This window comes from Caulobacter sp. KR2-114, assembly GCF_049446115.1.
Classification (GTDB): Bacteria; Pseudomonadota; Alphaproteobacteria; order Caulobacterales; family Caulobacteraceae; genus Acaudatibacter.
In genome coordinates this window covers 217632-234751 of sequence record NZ_JBMSEC010000005.1, presented here as the reverse complement: position 1 = coordinate 234751, position 17120 = coordinate 217632, and the positions used below count along the sequence as shown (strand labels likewise).

13 protein-coding genes and 1 riboswitch are annotated in these 17120 nt (G+C 72.8%); of the genes, 7 read left to right on the top strand and 6 right to left on the bottom strand.

The window, feature by feature from the left end; all coding sequences use genetic code 11:
• Positions 1-167: 167 nt before the first annotated feature.
• Entirely contained in the window at positions 168-1112 is a 945-nt protein-coding gene (locus tag ACO2Q3_RS18755; RefSeq protein ID WP_423309342.1) for an ornithine cyclodeaminase family protein, read from the bottom strand.
• Between the two features lie 160 nt (positions 1113-1272).
• Between ACO2Q3_RS18755 and ACO2Q3_RS18750 the strand changes: the two genes are divergently transcribed.
• From ACO2Q3_RS18750 to ACO2Q3_RS18730, 5 genes are all read left to right on the top strand, one after another.
• The gene (locus tag ACO2Q3_RS18750) at positions 1273-1965 is read left to right on the top strand and encodes an O-methyltransferase (protein ID WP_423309340.1); all 693 of its coding nucleotides are present in this window, start codon (positions 1273-1275) and stop codon (positions 1963-1965) included.
• A 321-nt stretch (positions 1966-2286) separates the two neighbouring features.
• Positions 2287-3882 carry an FAD-dependent oxidoreductase gene (locus ACO2Q3_RS18745; protein WP_423309338.1) on the top strand — a complete coding sequence of 532 codons (1596 nt, stop codon included), beginning with the start codon at positions 2287-2289 and terminating at the stop codon, positions 3880-3882.
• A gap of 127 nt (positions 3883-4009) precedes the next feature.
• Positions 4010-5410, top strand: a complete 1401-nt coding sequence (locus ACO2Q3_RS18740) for an FAD-binding oxidoreductase (RefSeq protein ID WP_423309336.1) — start codon at positions 4010-4012, stop codon at positions 5408-5410.
• Positions 5403-6821 carry an FGGY-family carbohydrate kinase gene (locus ACO2Q3_RS18735; protein ID WP_423309334.1) on the top strand — a complete coding sequence of 473 codons (1419 nt, stop codon included), beginning with the start codon at positions 5403-5405 and terminating at the stop codon, positions 6819-6821. The genes ACO2Q3_RS18740 and ACO2Q3_RS18735 overlap by 8 nt, the downstream gene beginning before the upstream one ends.
• A gap of 43 nt (positions 6822-6864) precedes the next feature.
• The gene (locus ACO2Q3_RS18730; RefSeq protein ID WP_423309332.1) at positions 6865-7644 is read left to right on the top strand and encodes an SDR family NAD(P)-dependent oxidoreductase; all 780 of its coding nucleotides are present in this window, start codon (positions 6865-6867) and stop codon (positions 7642-7644) included.
• Between the two features lie 86 nt (positions 7645-7730).
• On the opposite strand, the gene ACO2Q3_RS18725 is transcribed toward ACO2Q3_RS18730, so the two are convergent.
• On the bottom strand, positions 7731-8834 hold the full coding sequence (locus tag ACO2Q3_RS18725; protein ID WP_423309330.1) for a Gfo/Idh/MocA family protein: 1104 nt from the start codon (positions 8832-8834) through the stop codon (positions 7731-7733).
• A gap of 38 nt (positions 8835-8872) precedes the next feature.
• Here ACO2Q3_RS18725 and ACO2Q3_RS18720 point away from each other — a divergent pair, with 38 nt between their 5' ends.
• A complete protein-coding gene (locus ACO2Q3_RS18720; protein WP_423309328.1) occupies positions 8873-9787 on the top strand; it encodes an aldo/keto reductase in 915 nt (304 codons plus the stop codon).
• A gap of 43 nt (positions 9788-9830) precedes the next feature.
• Positions 9831-10913: an LLM class flavin-dependent oxidoreductase gene (locus ACO2Q3_RS18715; RefSeq protein ID WP_423309326.1), complete on the top strand. Its 1083-nt coding sequence runs from the start codon at positions 9831-9833 to the stop codon at positions 10911-10913.
• 965 nt (positions 10914-11878) lie between these two features.
• Here ACO2Q3_RS18715 and ACO2Q3_RS18710 read toward each other — a convergent pair.
• The 4 genes from ACO2Q3_RS18710 to ACO2Q3_RS18695 form a co-directional block, all read right to left on the bottom strand.
• Complete coding sequence (locus ACO2Q3_RS18710; protein WP_423309324.1) at positions 11879-12673, bottom strand: ABC transporter ATP-binding protein; 795 nt, start codon at positions 12671-12673, stop codon at positions 11879-11881.
• Positions 12670-13653, bottom strand: a complete 984-nt coding sequence (locus ACO2Q3_RS18705; protein ID WP_423309322.1) for a FecCD family ABC transporter permease — start codon at positions 13651-13653, stop codon at positions 12670-12672. The genes ACO2Q3_RS18710 and ACO2Q3_RS18705 overlap by 4 nt, the downstream gene beginning before the upstream one ends.
• A complete protein-coding gene (locus tag ACO2Q3_RS18700) occupies positions 13650-14480 on the bottom strand; it encodes an ABC transporter substrate-binding protein (protein ID WP_423309320.1) in 831 nt (276 codons plus the stop codon). The genes ACO2Q3_RS18705 and ACO2Q3_RS18700 overlap by 4 nt, the downstream gene beginning before the upstream one ends.
• Before the next feature lie 157 nt (positions 14481-14637).
• Positions 14638-16599, bottom strand: a complete 1962-nt coding sequence (locus ACO2Q3_RS18695; protein WP_423309318.1) for a TonB-dependent receptor plug domain-containing protein — start codon at positions 16597-16599, stop codon at positions 14638-14640.
• Positions 16600-16753: 154 nt separating this feature from the next.
• A riboswitch (cobalamin riboswitch) is annotated at positions 16754-16942 on the bottom strand.
• Positions 16943-17120 lie beyond the last annotated feature (178 nt).

Below are 17120 nucleotides of genomic sequence, written 5' to 3'. Positions count from 1 at the left end.
ACGCTTCGTCCTATGCGGGAGCATCTCTCCGCACGCCGATGGTCTATATCGGCGCGGTCCCGGTCATATGCCCTGAACACTTGTCAAACAGGTCTTCAAGGGGCCGCCTATTGTTGTGCGGGTGATTGCTAATCAGGTTTAAACGACCTGAATGTTGTTGAGAGAAGTCAAACGCCTTCCTTGAGCAAGGCTTGGGTGCTGGCGAGGTCCTGCACCACGTGACCCAGCGATTTGTAAATGGTCACCTCGTCAGCCGACTGCCGGCCGGGGATCTCGCCGGCCAGCACCTGGCCGATTTCGCCGACCACATGCTCGTCGCCGACCAGCCCGGCGGCCTTGGCGTTGAGGAATTCCGCGCCCTGAGCCAGCACGCTCTCGCGGCTGTCGGCGATGAACCGTGCGCGGACCACCAGGGCGTTGTCGATCTCGCTGGGGCCGGCGAACCCGGAGCCGACGACATTGATGTGCGCGCCGTCACGCACCCAGGCGCCCAGCAGCACCGGCTCGCGGGCGGCGGTCACCGTACAGACGATGTCGGCCGCGGCGACGGCCGCCTCGGCGCTGGCGGCGGCGGTGAAGGGAACGCCCAGTTCGGCTTGCATCCGCGCGGCGAAGGCGGCGGCGCGGTCGGCCGAGCGTCCCCAGACGGTAACGGCCTCGATCGGCCGCACCTGGCGGATGGCGCGGGCGTGCGTGGCCGCCTGTTCGCCATAGCCCAGGATCGCCAGCCGCGTGGCGTCCGGGCGGGCCAGGGCGTCCGTGGCCACGGCGCTGGCCGCGGCGGTGCGGATGGCGGTAATGGCGCCGGCGTCGGCGACGCAGGTGGGCGCCCCGCTCTCGGGGTCGAACAGGATCACCACCCCCTGGTGCGAGGGCAGGCCGCGGTCGAAATTCTCCGGATAGACGCTGATCAGCTTGGCCCCGTAGGCGGCGTCCTCGCCCAGCGCCCCCGGCATGATGCCGAACAGCCGCGTGCCGGCCAGCGGGATGATCGAGCGCAGCAACTGGCGGGTGCGGCCGGCCGACAGGGCGATCATCGCCTCCCGCACGATCGGGATGCAGACCTCATAGGTCAGCCGACGGTCCACTTCCGCATGGTCGATGAAGCGCATGCCGATCTCCTTCTGGGCGGGTGCGACCCTGCCCCGACGGGCCGGGTGCGTCCACCTTGGCGCGCCGGCGACAGTTTCCGGCCGGCTGGCGCAAGCGCGTCGGCTTTCCAAGGTCCTAGACCCTGGCCCGCGCCGGGCAAGGCGCGCCTGGAGCACCGCCATGAGCCTGATCGCCGACGCCGACCTGCACGCCCTGCTGGACGCCCTTCACGCCCGCAGCGAAGGCCAGGAGGGCGCCATCGGCGCCTATCTCGCCCGCCGCGCCGCCGCCGACGAGCTGGACTGGAAGGGCCTCGACGAGGGCGCGCACCGCTTCATGGCCGACAAGCTGGTGGCGCTGGATCGCGACAAGGCCGAGTTCTGCTACGGCCTGTGCCGGGCGATGAACGCGCGCCGGATCGTCGAGATCGGCACGTCCTTCGGCGTCTCCACCCTTTACCTGGCCGCCGCGGCGCGCGACAACGCCGCCGCGGGTGGACAGGGGCCCGCGCCCCTGGTGATCGGCACGGAGCACGAGCCGGACAAGGCCGCCGCCGCCCGGGCGAACTTCCGCGCCGCAGGGCTGGACGGGCTGATCGACCTGCGGGTCGGCGACCTTCGCGAGACGCTGAAGAGTCTCGCCGGCCCGATCGACTTCGTGCTGATGGACATCTGGACCGAGATGGCCCGCCCGGCCCTGGAGCTGGTTTCGCCGCACCTGCGCGACGGCGCCGTGATCATCGCCGACAACACCCTCGACTACCGCGAGCCCTACGGCGCCTATTTCGCCTTCATCGCCGATCCGGCCAACCGCCTGCGCACGATGACGCTGCCGTTCCAAGGGGGGCTTGAGATGACCGTGCGGTGCGGGTGAGGGCTTCGTCTTCACTTCTCCTTCCCCTCACCGTCACCCTCGGGCGTCAGTCCCGAGGGTGCATCGTGAGAACGCGTGGCGCGCTTCGGGGGGCGCGCCACGGCAGACGGTTGCCGCTCGAGCAATGCTCCGCTGCCGCTTGCGACTTTCTTGCACGTCTTCATGGATCCTCGGGACTGCCGCCTGGGGATGACGGTCAGGAGGGGAAGCGGCGTGACGACACCTACTCTTATATATGAGTTAACTCACCTAAGGGGTAGGCAAGGGGCCTGTCCGGCGCCATAGAAGCGCGACCTTTCGGCCAGGACAGCGCCCCACGCCATGCCAACCGCCAGACTCGACCTGCGCCACCGCGACGCCCTGTTCGACGCCCTGGAGACCGGCCCGTTCGACGTGGCGGTGATCGGCGGCGGCATCACCGGCGCGGGCGTGGCGCGCGACGCCGCCAAGCGCGGCCTGAGGGTGGCGCTGATCGAACAGCGCGACTTCGGCGCCGGGACCTCCAGCCGCTCGTCGAAGATGATCCACGGCGGCCTGCGCTACCTGCCCATGGGCGATCTGGCGCTCGTGCGTGAAGCGGCGTCCGAGCGCAAGGCGGTGCAGGCGATCGCCCCGCACCTGGCGCGCGAGACCCCGTTCGTGATCCCGGCCAAGACCGCCGCGGTGATCGCCAAGCTGCGCGCGGGCCTGTGGACCTTCGAGAAGCTGGGCGGCGTGCCCAAGAGCCGCAAGCACGAGGTGTGGTCGCAGAAGGACGTCGTCGCCCGGGAGCCGGCCCTGCGCGCCGACGACCTGGCCGGGGCGGTAGTCTATCCGGAGTATCTCACCGACGACGCCCGCCTGACCCTGGCCAACGTCCGCGACGCCGCCGCCCACGGCGCCCTGGTGCTGAATTACGCCCGCGCCGACGCCCTGGTGCTGGAGAACGGCCAGGCTGTCGGCATCGCGGTGACGGACGCGTTGCCGGGCGCGGCTGGCGACCCTGCCCGCAAGGCGCGCCTGACGGCCCGGGTGATCGTCAACGCCGCCGGCCCCTGGGTCGACGCCATTCGCGCCCTGGAGGACGCCGGCGCCGCACCGCGGCTGAAGCTGACCAAGGGGGTGCACCTGGTGGTCTCCCGCGAGCGGCTGCCGGTGGACCGCACCATCATCCTGCCCGCCGCCGACAAGCGCAGCGTGTTCGCCGTGCCGCGGGGCGAAACCACCTATATCGGCACCACCGACACCTTCTATCCGCAGCTCGACCTGTGGCCGGCGATCACCGCCCAGGACGCCGACTACCTGCTGGACGCCGTCGCCCTGCGCGCTGCGGGCCTGCGCCTGACCCACGCCGACATCCTCTCGGCCTGGTCGGGCGTGCGCCCGCTGGTGGCCGAGGAGGGCAAGTCCGCCTCGGAGATTTCGCGCAAGGACGAGCTGTGGACCGGCCCGGCCGGGGTGCTGGCGATCGCCGGCGGCAAGCTGACGGCCTATCGCAAGATGGCCGAGCGGGTGGTCGACCGCATCGAGGAGACCCTCGGCCGCAAGCCCAGCCCCTGCCGCACCGACTCAGATCCGCTGCCTGGCGGCGACGTGGACGTGGACCGGGCGACCGCGTCGCTGATCGACCACGGGCTGGAACCGCCGGCCGCACGGCGGCTGGTGGACCTGTACGGCTCGGAGGCGCCGGCCGTGGCGCTGCATGGCGGCGACGTGGCCGCCGAGGCGCGCCATGCGGTCGAGGCCGAGGGCGCGCTGACGCTGGAGGACTACTGGGTGCGCCGCGGCGCGAGGGCCTGGTTCGACCCGGCCCCCGAGCGGCTCGCGCAGGCCGCCGCCGCCATGGCCCCCTTGCTGGGCTGGTCGCCGCAAGAGGCCGAGCGCCAGATCGCAGCGTGTCAGGCGATCTGGGACCAGAATATGAGCGCGTTGCGATAGCCCCCTCCCCCTCGCGGGGAGGGGGTTGGGGGCGGGGGCGCCAGCGCGGTCCGTCGAGACTGGTGCGACACCCCCATCCCCGACCCTTCCCCACAAGGGGCAAGGGAGAAACAGAGAAGGACCGACCTTGACCACCACCACCGTCACCGAGGCCCTCGAAAGGGTCCTCCCCAAGGGCGTCGTCGTGACCGATCCGGCGATCCTGGACGCCCGCCGGCACGACTACTGGATGGTGAGCCACGTGCGCGACCTGGCCGGGACGCCCGCGCCGCGCCCGGCCGCGGTGGTGCGGCCGACGAGCGTCGCCGACGTGCAGGCCCTGTTGCGCTTCGCCAACGCCGAGCGCATCGCGGTGATGCCGTTCGGCCTGGGCAGCGGCGTGGTCGGGGGCACGATCGCCTCGCAACACGCCATCCTGCTGGACATGGGCGCCATGACCGCGGTGCGCTCGATCGATGCGGAGAACCTGCTGGCGAGTTTCGACGCGGGCCGGAACGGGCTGGAGGCCGAAGAGGCGGTCGCCGCGCAGGGCCTGACCATCGGCCACTGGCCGCAGTCGGTGGCGATCAGCACCGTCGGCGGCTGGGTCGCCACCCGCGCCTCGGGCCAGTTCTCCACGGCCTACGGCAACATCGAGGACATCATCCATTCGATCGAGGCGGTGCTGCCGAACGGCGACCTGGTGGTGCTGGGCAAGGGGCCGCGCGCCGCCGCCGGCCCGGACCTGCGCCACATCCTGATGGGCTCGGAAGGGACCCTGGGCGTGATCACCGGCGTCACCTTCTCGCTGCGCCGGGCGGCGGAGAAGCGGGCGCTGAGCTGCTTCGAGGCGCCGGACATGCGCGCCGGCATCGCCCTGCAGCGCGAGATCGTCCAGCGCGGCTGGCGCCCGCCGGTGATGCGCCAATACGACGAGCGCGAGAGCCGGCGCATGGATCAGCGGCTGACCCAGTGCGCGATCCTGATGGTGCACGAGGGCCCGGCCGCCCTGGTGGACGCCGAGGTCGCCGCCGTCGCCGCGCTGGCCGCCGAGGCCCACATCCCGGCCGCGCCCAGCGACGTCGTCGAGCACTGGCTGGGGCACCGCAACAACGTGCCCGGCTGGGACTCGATCCTGTCGCGCAACATCGTCGCCGATACGGTGGAAGTCTCGGCCGACTGGACGAAGATCGCCGGCGTCTACGACGACGCGGTGGCTGCGCTGAAGCAGGTTCCCGGCTGCATGGCCGCCTCGGCGCACTCCTCGCACGTCTACCGCAGCGGCCTGAATCTGTACTTCACCTTCGCCGTGCAGACCGCCGGGCCGCACGAGATGGAGGCGACGTACATGGAGTGCTGGCGGCGCATCATGCAGGCCACCCATGACAACGGCGGCAGCCTCTCGCACCACCACGGCATCGGCCGGGTGCGCCGTGGCTGGCTGGAGACCGAGCTGGGCGCCGAGGGCGCCGCCCTGCTGCGGCGGATCAAGGCCGCGGTCGACCCGAACGGAATCATGAACCCGGGCGCGCTGATCCCCGATGCCTGAGCTGCTGCTCAGCCTGGACGTCGGCACCACGTCGCTGCGCGCCGGCCTGTTCACCCCCGCCGGGGACCTGGTGGGGATGGCGGCCACGCGGCTGAGCGTGCGCGCGCCGGCGCCGGGTCTGCTGGAGCAGGACGCCGAGGCGATCTGGCGGACGGCCCGGCGCGCCGTCGACCGGGTGCTGCAGTCCGTCGGGCGCAAGCCGGCCGACCTGGCCGCCATCGGCGTCACCAGCCAGCGCACCAGCGCCGTGCTCTGGAACCGCCGCACCGGCCGCGCAGCCTCCCCCCTGGTGCTGTGGAGCGACCTGCGCGGCGTCGAGGCGGCCAAGGCCCTGCGCCAGGCCGGCTTCATGAGCGCCCCGCAGCAGGCCGCGGCCAAGCTTCAGGCCATGGTCGCCGCCAACGGCGCCCCGGCCAGCGAACTGGCCTGGGGCAACGTCGACAGCTGGCTGATCCACCGCCTCAGCGGCGGCGCCGTGCACGCCACCGACCGCAGCCAGGCCTGGCCGACGGCCTATCTCGACCTCGGCACGATGGGCTGGAACGCCGCCCTGATCGCGCACCAGGGCCTGGACGACCTGGCCTTCCCGGCCCTGGTCGACACCTGGGGGGTGATGGGCCACGCGGCCGGGCGGGTGCTGGGCGCCGAGGTCCCGATCGCCGCCGACGTCGCCGACCAGCAGAGCGCGCTGATCGCCCATGGCGGCCAGGCCAAGGTCACCTACGGCACCTCCGCCGCCCTCGATGTGGGCACCGGGCCGCAGCTGGTGTTCCAGAGCCCGCAGATCCCCCCGTTCGTGCTGTCATCCGTACACGGAGAGACCAGCTTCTGCCTGGAGGGCATGGTCTATTCCGCCGGCTCGGCGCTGGACTGGCTGCGGGCCGCTGCGCGCCTGGGCGGCCACGCCCGGTTCGAGGCGATGGCGGCCTCGGCGGCGGACACCGGCGGGGCCTGGTTCCTGCCGGCGCACCAGGGCCTGGGCGCGCCCTATGGCGACGCGTCCCGTCGCGGCGGCCTCGGCGGCCTGACCCTCGCCACCTCGCCGGCGCAGATCGCGCGGGCCGGGCTGGAGGGCCTAGCCTTCCGCGTGCGCGAGGTGCTGGACGCCGTGGGGCCAATGCTGCCGGCCGGCCCGCCCGAGACCCTGGGCGTCGACGGCGGCCTCAGCGCCAACGACACCTTCCTGCAGATCCAGGCCGACCTGCTGGGCCGGCCGATCCGCCGCCACGCCCTGCGCGAGGCCACCGCGGCCGGCGCGGCCCTGTGCGCCGCGCGCGGGGTCGGCCTGCTCGGCCCCGCCGAGGGCGGCGGCTTCACCCGCTATGACCGCAGCTTCGAGCCGGCGATCGGCGCCGACGCCTCGGCCGAACGTCTCGCCGCCTGGCAGGCCGCCGCGCACGGCCGGGCCTGAGACCCGCCTCAACCGAAACCACACGCAACCAGGAGCGTACCCCATGGATCTGCAGCTGAAGGACAGGGTGGTGTTCATCGCCGGCGCCAGCCGCGGCATCGGCCTGTCCATCGCCGAAACCCTGCTGGCCGCGGGCGCCAAGGTGGCGATGACCGCCCGCGGGGCCGGGGCGCTGGAAGCCGAGCGGGCGCGCCTGGCGGCGATCCACGGCGACGGCCGGATCTGGGCCCAGGCCGGCGACATGCGCGACACCGCGGTGATCGACGCGGCCGTGGCCGGGGCCGAGGCGGCGCTGGGGCCGGTGTGGGGCGCGGTGGCCAACGTCGGCCTGCACCCCAGCCCGCCCGGCTTCGAAGTTCCCGACGACGTCTGGGATTCCGCCATGAGCCAAAACCTGGACTCCGCCTTCCGCTTCGGCCGCGCCGTGCTGCGCGGCATGACCGCGCGCGGCGAGGGCTCGCTGGTGCTGATCAGCTCGATCGCCGGCCTGGCGGCGCTGGGCTCGCCGCTGACCTACGGGACCGCCAAGGCGGCCATGGCGCACATGGGCAAGGAGATGGCCCGCATCGCCGGCCCCGCCAACGTGCGGGTCAACACCATCGCCCCCGGCAACATCATCTTCCCCGGCGGCGACTGGGCGGAACGCACCACCGAGGGTCATCCCGACAGGACCATGTGGCTGCGCTGGATCGACCGCGAGGTGCCGCTCAAGCGCTTCGGCCGCCCCGAGGAGATCGCCGTGGCGGTGGCGTTCGCGCTCAGCCCCCTGGCCAGCTTCCTCACCGGCGCCGTGATCCCGGTGGATGGCGGGCAGACGCGTTAGTGTGTTCACGGCTTCCATCCTTGCCCCTCTTTCCCCGTCACCCCGGCCGCAGCGCAGCGGAGATCCGGGGTGACGGGGAGGGGGTGTCAGAACCCCAGCTCGCTCATCGCCACGACCCGCTTCTCACGGGCGCTGATCTCGGCGGCGACGCCCATGGCCACGGCGCGCAGGCCGTCGTCGGCGGTGACCAGCACCGGGCCCTCGCCCCGCGCCGCGGCCAGGAAGGCCTGCAGCTGGTAGAAGGTCGCGCCATGGTGGCTGCCCGCCTTCAGCGCCTTGCCGTCCACGGGAATGACGATGGTCTGCACCTGCTTGGGCTTGCCGACGCCGGTGCGCGGCGAGAACACCAGGGCCCCCTCGGGGATCTTCACCTCCAGCCGGGCGGCGTCGCCGACGGCGGCGATCTCCTCCTGGTTCTTGGCCCCCTCGGCGAACATGCACAGGTCCAGCATCGCCCGCCGGCCGTCCCGGAAGTCGACGATGGTGTAGCTGTTGTCGATGATGTCCGGCGTCTGGCCGTCGTAGCGCTCGTCCAGGTGGTTCACGTCCATCGCGCCGGAACAGTAGACCCGCTCCGGCTCCGACCCGACGATCAGCCGCATCAGGTCGAAGAAGTGGCAGCACTTCTCCACCATGGTCCCGCCGGTGTTGCGCGAGAAGCGGTTCCAGTCGCCGACCTTGCGCAAGAACGGGAAGCGGTGCTCGCGGATCGACAGCATCTGCAGGCGCCCGACGCGGCCGCCGCGCAGCTCCTCGAGGAACTTCGCCGCCGGCGGCATGAAGCGATATTCCATGCCGGTCCAGAACGGCGCCGCCCGCGCCGCCGCGGCCTCGGCCGCCCAGCGGGCGTCTTCCAGGGTCGTGCACAGCGGCTTCTCGCAGAGGATCGCCAGGCCGCTGCCCATCAGCGGCTCCAGCACCTGGCGATGGGTGAAGTTGGGGCTGGCGATGATCACCGCGTCCAGCGCCAGGCTGCCGGCGGCGACGGCTTCGGCCAGGTCGTCCACGCCCTGGAAGATCGCCGGCTCGGCCTCCTGGTCGCCGACCGCCTCCAGCGCCTTGTTGATCGACACCACCACCGGGTCGGCCAGCGCCGCCACCTCGGCGCCCGGCAGCAGGCGCAGGTTGCGGATGTGCTCGCGGGCCATCATCCCCGCGCCGATGATGCCGATCCGAACCCTGGAGACCATCTGTTGATCCTTGATAAGCACCGCGAGGGAGCCCGCGCATGACGGCGATCACCTTCTCGTCCGCCCCCCGCCCCCTGGGCAAGAGCGGATTGACCGTCTCGCCGATCGCCTGGGGCATGTGGCGCTTCCGGGGCGACGACGTCGCCGCCGCGCAACGCCGCGTCGAGGCCGCCCTGGAGGCCGGCTTCACCCTGCTGGACACCGCCGACGTCTACGGCCTGGACAACGCCGAGCCGTTCGGCGCCGCCGAGGCCCTGCTGGGCCGCGTGCTGAAGGCCTCGCCCGGCCTGCGCGAGCGCTTCGTGCTGGGCGGCAAGGCCGGCATCTGGCCGGGCGTTCCCTACGATTCCAGCCAGACCTACCTGACCGCTGCGGTCGAGGCCTCGCTGAAGCGGATGAACGTCGAGCGCATGGACCTGTTCCAGATCCACCGCCCGGACGTGCTGACCCACCCGGCGGACCTCGCCCGCACGCTGGAGCGCTTGCGCGACGCCGGCAAGATCGGTGCGGTCGGGGTGTCCAACTTCACCGCCGCCCAGACCGCGGCCCTGGCCGCGCACCTGCCGTTCCCGCTGGCGTCCACCCAGGTCGAGTTCTCCCCCGTGGCCATCGAGCCCCTGGAGGGCGGCCTGCTGGACCAGGCGATGGAGCGCGATCTTGGCGTGCTGGCCTGGTCGCCGCTCGGCGGTGGCCGGCTGGGTGACGGGGCGACGCCGGATGGCCGCGCCGGCGCCGTCGCCGCGGTGCTGGACGTCCTGGCCCGGCGCGAGGGCGTCTCCCGCGCGGTGATCGCCTACGCCTGGATCCTGGCGCATCCGGCGCGGCCGATCCCGATCGTCGGAACCCAGGACCCCGCCCGCATCGCCGAGGCCGCCCGCGCCCTGACCGTGCAGCTCAGCCGCGCCGACTGGTACGGCGTGCTCACCGCCGCCCGCGGCGCGCCGCTGCCCTAGGGTCTCACCTTAAGTCCTCACTGAAATACCGAAAGCCTCTGCCGTGACCGCCCTGCCTCCCACCGCCCTGCCGCCCTGCGAAGTCTCCTGGTTCTCCGCCCTGTGCGACGACGACTACGAGTTCCTCGGCGTGCCCGACGCGGGCCTCGCCTCCAGCTTCGAGCACTGCCGCGACATCGTCCTGGCGGCCGAGGCGGGAGGCTTCGACAACGTGCTGCTGCCCTCCGGCTACGGCCTCGGCATCGACACCCTGGCGTTCGCCGGCGGCATCGCCCCGATGCTGAAGCGCCTGCGGCTGCTGACGGCGATCCGCTGCGGCGAAATGTGGCCGCCGCAGCTGGCGCGCCAGCTGATCACCCTCGACCAGATGCTGGGCGGGCGGCTGACGGTGAACATCATCTCCAGCGACATGCCCGGAGAGACTCTGGCCAGCGGCCCGCGCTACCGCCGCACGGTCGAGCTGATGCACCTGCTCCGTACCCTGATGAACGGCCAGCCCGTGGACCATGCGGGCGAGTTCTACACGCTGAAGATCGACCCGCCGCGCATCCGCACCGTCAGCGGCAGGGCCCCTCTGTTCTACTTCGGCGGCCTGTCGGAGGACGCCCGCGAGGCGGCGGCCCAGGGGGCGGACGTCTACCTGATGTGGCCGGACAAGATCGAGGCGGTGAAGGCCATCGTGGAGGACATGCGCCGGCGGGCGACCGCCCGGGGTCGAACCCTTCGCTTCGGCTACCGCGCCCACGTGGTGGTGCGCGAGACCGAGGCCGCCGCCCGCACCGCCGCCGAGCGGCTGCTCTCGCGGCTGGACGCCGACGCCGGCGCGGCGATCCGGGCGAAGTCGCTGGACAGCGCCTCGGTGGGCGTGCGCCGCCAGGCCGAGCTGCGCGAGGCCGCCGCGGGCGATGGCTACGCCGAGGCCAACCTGTGGACCGGCATCGGCCGCGCCCGCTCCGGCGCCGGCGCCGCCATCGTCGGCGACCCCGACCAGGTGCTGGCCAAGCTCAACGCCTACCGCGCGCTGGGCATCGAGGCCTTCATCCTGTCCGGCTACCCGCACCAGGCCGAATGCGACCTGTTCGCCCGCCACGTGCTGCCAAGGCTGGACCACGGGGCGCTGGTCTAGGGGCTGGCGGGGAGGGCGGAACCCCTCACCCTCCTACGCCAGCCGCTTCGCGCCTGCCGCGGGCCCCTCCCTCTCCCTATGGGAGAGGTGGACTGGTGTGAGGCTAAGCTTCTGATCAAGCTAAAAGTCACCTCTCCCGTAGGGAGAGGAAGGGGCCCGCGCCCGTCAGGGCGTGGGAAGGTGAGGGGTTCAGGCGTCGCCGCGCGGACCCACCCGCCCCTTCAGCGTGAACGCCGCCCCGTCCCGGCCATGGTTTAGGGGCTGGCGGGGAGGTCGGAACCCCTCACCCTCCCACGCCAGCCGCTTCGCGCCTGCCGCGGGCCCCTCCCTCTCCCTATGGGAGAGGTGGACTGGTGTGGGGCTAACCTTCTGATCAGGCTAAAAATCACCTCTCCCGTAGGGAGAGGAAGGGGCCCGCGCTCGTCAGGGCGTGGGAAGGTGAGGGGTTCAGGCGTCGCCGCGCGGACCCACCCGCCCCTTCAGCGTAAACGCCGCCCCGTCCCGGCCATGGTCTAGGGGCTGGCGGGGAGGGCGGAACCCCTCACCCTCCCACGCCAGCCGCTTCGCGCCTGCCGCGGGCCCCTCCCTCTCCCTATGGGAGAGGTGGACTGGTGTGAGGCTAAGCTTCTGATCAGGCCTAAAAATCACCTCTCCCGTAGGGAGAGGAAGGGGCCCGCGCCCGTCAGGGCGTGGGAAGGTGAGGGGTTCAGGCGTCGCCGCGCGGACCCACCCGCCCCTTCAGCGTGAACGCCGCCCCGTCCCGGCCATGGTTTAGGGGCTGGCGGGGAGGTCGGAACCCCTCACCCTCCCACGCCAGCCGCTTCGCGCCTGCCGCGGGCCCCTCCCTCTCCCTATGGGAGAGGTGGACTGGTGTGAGGCTAAGCTTCTGATCAGGCCTAAAAATCACCTCTCCCGTAGGGAGAGGAAGGGGCCCGCGCCCGTCAGGGCGTGGGAAGGTGAGGGGTTCAGGCGTCGCCGCGCGGACCCACCCGCCCCTTCAGCGTGAACGCCGCCCCGTCCGGGCCGTCCTGGAACCAGGCGTCGACGCCGTAGGCCTCGGCCAGCACCGCGGGCGAGAGGGCCTCGCGCGGGGGACCGTCGGCCAGGACGGCGCCGTCCTTCAGCACCACCACCCGGTCGGCGACCCGGGCGGCGAGGCCGAGATCGTGCAGGGTGAGGATCGCGCCGCGGGTCGGGTCGTCGGCGACGAAGGCGCGCAGCAGGGCGCAGGCGTCCAGCTGGTGCCCGGGGTCCAGGCCGGCCAGGGGCTCGTCGGCGACCAGCCAGCGGGGCGCGCCGGCCAGCACCCGGGCGATCAGGGCGCGGGCGCGCTCGCCGCCCGACAGGCTGGTGACGTCGCGGCCGGCGAAGGCGGTCATCTGCGTCGCCGCCAGGGCCGCCGCGACGGCGGCGCGGTCCTCGGCGGTCAGGCCGGCGCCGCCGATGTGGGGAATGCGTCCCAGGCCGACCAGGGCCTCGACCTCCAGCGCCCAGGCGATCTCGGGGCTTTGCGGCAGGAAGCCGATCCGCCGGGCGCGCTCGCGGGGGGGCAGGTCCAGCACCGGCGCGCCGGCCAGGCGCACGCCGCCCCGCTCGGGCCGGCGCAGGCCGACCAGGGCCGCCAGCAGGGTGGACTTGCCCGCGCCGTTGGGACCGACGACGGCGGTCACCTCGCCGGGGCGCAGCGCCAGGTCGATCCCCGCCAGGATCGTCCGCCCGCCCAGGGTGACGCCGATCCCCTCGGCGACCAGGGCGTTCACGCCAGCCTCCGGCGCATGGACACCAGCATCATCAGGAAGAACGGCCCGCCCAGGGCGGCCATGGCGACGCCCAGCTTGACCTCGGCCGCCGAGGGGGTCAGCCGCACCAGGATGTCGGCCGCCAGCACCAGGGCCGCGCCGCCGAGGGCGCTGGGCAGCAGCAGGGCGGCGGGCCGCTGGCCGACCCAGGGACGCAGCAGGTGCGGCACGACCAGGCCGACGAAGCTCACCACCCCGGTCACCGCGACGCTCGCCCCGCAGGCCAGGCCGACGCCCACCGCCAGCAGCACCCGCGTGCGGCCCAGGTCGACGCCCAGCGAGCGCGCGCCGGTCTCGCCGAGGGTCAGGGCGTCCAGGGCGCGGCCGAGCGCCAGCAGCATGGCGCAGCCGGCCAGGATCGGTCCGGCGGCGATGCTCACGTCGGTCATCGAGCGGTCGGCCAGCGAGCCCATCAGCCAGTCGATGATCTCCTGGGCGGCCCAGGCGTTGGGCGCCAGGTTCAGCGCCAGGGCCACGCCGGCGCTGGCCACGGTGTTGAGGATCACCCCCGCCAGCACGAAGGTCGCCATGCCGCCGGAGGTCCCGGCCAGCGCCAGCAGCGCCGCCACCCCGGCCATCGCCCCCGCCATCCCGGCCGCGGCCATCACCCAGGGCGCGGCGGCGGTCAGGCCCAGGTAGAGGGTCATCACCGCGCCGAACGCGGCCATGGCCGAGACGCCCAGCACGCCCGGGTCGGCCAGGGGGTTGCGGGTATAGCCCTGCAGCGCCGCCCCGGAGAGGCCGAGTGCGGCGCCCACCAGCACGCCCAGCACGGTGCGCGGGATGCGCAGCTGGAAGACGATCGCCCAGCGTGGGTCGTCGGCCCCGGCGGTCCAGGCGGCGAACGGGGCCCAGACCTTGCCGGCCATCAGCGAAGCGGCGGCCAGTAGCGCGACGAGCCCCGCCAGGGCGATGGCCACGCCTAGGCTGCGGCGGCTCACGCGCGCATCTCCGCGGCCCGCCGCGCCGCCGCAAGGGCGGCCACGGTCTCTATCAGCACCGGCCCGCCGCAATAGGCCAGCCGTTCGGGGAAGGTGACGCGGGTCATGCGGCCGGCCAGGCTCCTCAGCGCCGGGTGGCTCGACACCCGGTCGGCCCAGGTGGGGGCGTTCGGGGCCGGCTGGCCGGCCAGCAGCAGCTGCGGCGGGTCGGCCAGCAGCCGCTCCAGGGACACGTTGCCCCAGCGGGACACGCCATAGCGCGCGGCGGCGTTGACCAGGCCCGCGCGGCCCATCACTTCGTCCATCAGCGTCCCCTTGCCGGCGGCCAGCCCGTTGGGCTGGAACAGCAGGGCGCTGACCGGACGCTCCCCGGGCCTCGGCGCAGCCGCGGCGATGGCCGCGTCGATCTGCCGGACCAGGGCCTCGCCCCGGTCCGGATGGCCGGCGGCGGCGGCGACCTGGCGCACCTGCTCCAGCGAGCCGGCCAAGGTGTCGGGCACGTCGAAGCGCTGGCTGCGCACGCCCATCCGCTCCAGCGCCGCCTGCACCTGGCGGTCGGCGTGCACCGAGCCCAGCACCACGTCGGGGCGCAGCACCGCCACCTCCTCGGCCGTGCCCCAGGTGGACGGCAGGGTGCGGGCGATGGCCAGGATCGAGGACCCGTCCGGGTCGCGGGAATAATGGCTCAGCGCGGCGATCTGCGCCCGGTCCGCGACCCGCACCAGGATGGCGTCGAGGCACGGGTTCAGGGAGACGACGCGGGGCAGGTGCGGGGCGGCGCCGGTCAGCGCGAGGCCGGCGGCGGCCAGGGCTATCCGCCGGGTCACGGTTCTCTTCCCCCCTTGGGGGAAATCCCGGCGAAGCTGGGGAAGGGGGCTCCAGCTTGACGCCGAAGGCCGGCGCTCCGCTGGAGCCCCCTCCACCGTTCCGCGGTCCCCCTCCCCCATGGGGGGAGGAGAGGGAGATGCGGGAGCTTCGCTCACCTCAGAACCGCGCCCGCACGCCGACGAAGGCGCCGCGGCCTTCGGAGCCGTACTGGTAGGCGGTCTCGTAGTGCTCATCGGCCAGGTTCTCGATGCGCCCGTAGACCTCCAGCTTGTCGGTCAGCGGATAGGCGGCCCGCAAGTCCATCACCGTAGAGCCGTGCAGCGCCCGTATATTGCCGACGTCGTCGAAGCTGCGGCTGGCGTAGCGGATGGCGAAGGCGGTGGTCAGCCGGAACGGCCAGACGTAGCTGATCGTGGCGTTGGCGGCGTTGCGCGGCCGCCGGGCCAGGTCCTTGCCGGTCAGCTGGTTCGTGGCGTCGGTGTGGGTGTAGTTGGCGCTGAGCGTCAGGCCGTCGGCCAACGTGGCCGAACCCTGCAGCTCCACCCCCTGCGAGAGGGCGCGGTTGATGTTGAAATAGGCCCCGAACGGGCGCGAGGCGCAGAACGGCCCGGGGGTCGTGCAGCTGGCGAAGTCGATCAGGTTGCGGCTGGAGAGCCGGAACCAGGTCGCGCTCAGCACCAGCTTGCCGCCCAGCAGCCGCTGTTCGACGCCCGCGTCGGCGCTGTTGGAGGTCTCCGGCCGCAGGGCCGGGTTCCCGAAATCGCCATACAGCTGGTAGAGCGACGGCGTCTTGAAGCCCTGGGTCCAGCTGGCGCGCAGCACCGTCGTCCCACCGTTCAGCGACCAGGCGCCGGCCACCTGGCCGGTGGTGTGGCCGCCATAGGCGCTGTGGCTGTCGTAGCGGGCGCCGCCGGTCAGGGTCAGCCCCTTGATCACCTCGCCCTGCACCTGGCCGTAGCCGCTGTCGATGGTGAAGGCGGCCGCCGTCGGGCCGGAGAAGAACGCCGGCGAGCCGGTGTAGAAGCTGGTGCGCTCGTGCTGGGCGCCGAACACCGCCACATAGCCGGGTCGGATCTGCGCCGTGCCCTGGTACTCGACCCGGGTGTCGGCCCCGTCGCCGTAGAAGGTCTGCGGCGTCGGGGCGTCGGCGGGATCGTACGACCGGCGGCGGGTGCTGGCGTACTCGAACGCCAGGCGGTTCTTCAGCCGGCCGTCGAAGGCGGCGACGTTCAGCCCCGTGTAGTCGACGAACTCGGTGACCTCTCCGTACTCGCTGTCGTCGCCGAAGCTGAAGCTCGGGGTCGAGAAGCCGTCGAAGGCGGTCTTGGCGTGGGTGTAGTAGGCCCGCAGGTCCAGCTGCACGTCCTGGGTCACGTCCAGCCTGGCGCGGCCGGAGAAGGCGCCGGCGTTGAAGCCGTCCGGCTCCTTGCCGCCCAAGGCGCTGTCGAAGGCCGAGATCCCGGCGGTGGAATAGTAGCCCCCCGCCACGCGGAAGCTGAAGGCGTCCAGCTTTCCGCCGACGCCGCCGCGATAGTACTGGGTGCTGCGCGAACCACCCTCGGCCGACAGGTCGCCGGACAGGCCCGCCGCGGGGTCGGTGGTGATCACATTGACCACCCCGCCGATCGCCTGACTGCCCCACAGGGTCGACTGCGAGCCGCGCAGGATCTCCACCCGCGCGATGTCGCCCACCAGCAGATTGGAGAAGTCGAAGCCGGCGCCTGGCGACGACGGGTCGTTCAGCTGCACCCCGTCGATCAGCACCAGGGTCTGCTCGGCCTGGGCGCCGCGCAGGCCGAGCGACGTGGTCTGGCCCGGGCCGCCGTTGCGCACCAGGCTGACCCCCGGGGTCTGCTGCAGGATGTCGGACAGGGCCACCGCCTGGCTTTGCCGCAGGGTCTCGGTATCCAGCACCGTCACCGACTGGCCGATGCGGGACAGGGGTTCGGGGTTGCGGTTGGCCACCACCACCAGGGTGTCGACGGTGGCGTCGCCGGTGTTGGGATTGCCGGCGTCCAGGGCGGCGGCGTCCGCGGCCAGGCCCGTGGCGGGCGCGGCGGTCAGGGCCAGGGCGGCGGCCCCGGCGCAATACGAGGTCAGGCAGGTCAGTGGTCTCATCGGGTTGATCCCCTCCAGTCGCAACGATCCAGGACCGTCGCGCGGGACCGCCGGACGTGCGTGGAAGGGCGCGCCGCGGCGGACCGCGCGCGGCGGCCAGCTCAGACGTCGCCGCTCGGGGATTCCCCGTTCGCTCGGCGCACCCCGGCCGGACGAAGGACGACCGCGACGGGCAGGTCTCCTGGCTCGCGGGTCAGCACCGGATTGCGTCGCCTTCCCAGGCCCGAGGGCCCAGTGGCTGTTGACGCGCGGCTCGCCGCTTACAGTTGCGGGGGCAGCCCGGGTCTCTCACCCGAGTTCCCTTTTGATCCCCTTGCGGGGAACCTGTCGCAGGCCGGGGGTTAGGCGCTCGTGCGGTGAAGGTCAATGCGGGGTGACCTCAGGGAATGCGGACAAGGCGGCCGGCCGATGGCTGCACCAACGGGCTGGCGCCTGAACCCCTCACCCTCCCAAGCTCAGCGCCGCCGCGCTGACCTCGGGCCCCTCCCTCTCCCTATTGGAGAGGTGTTTTGTTCCGTGTA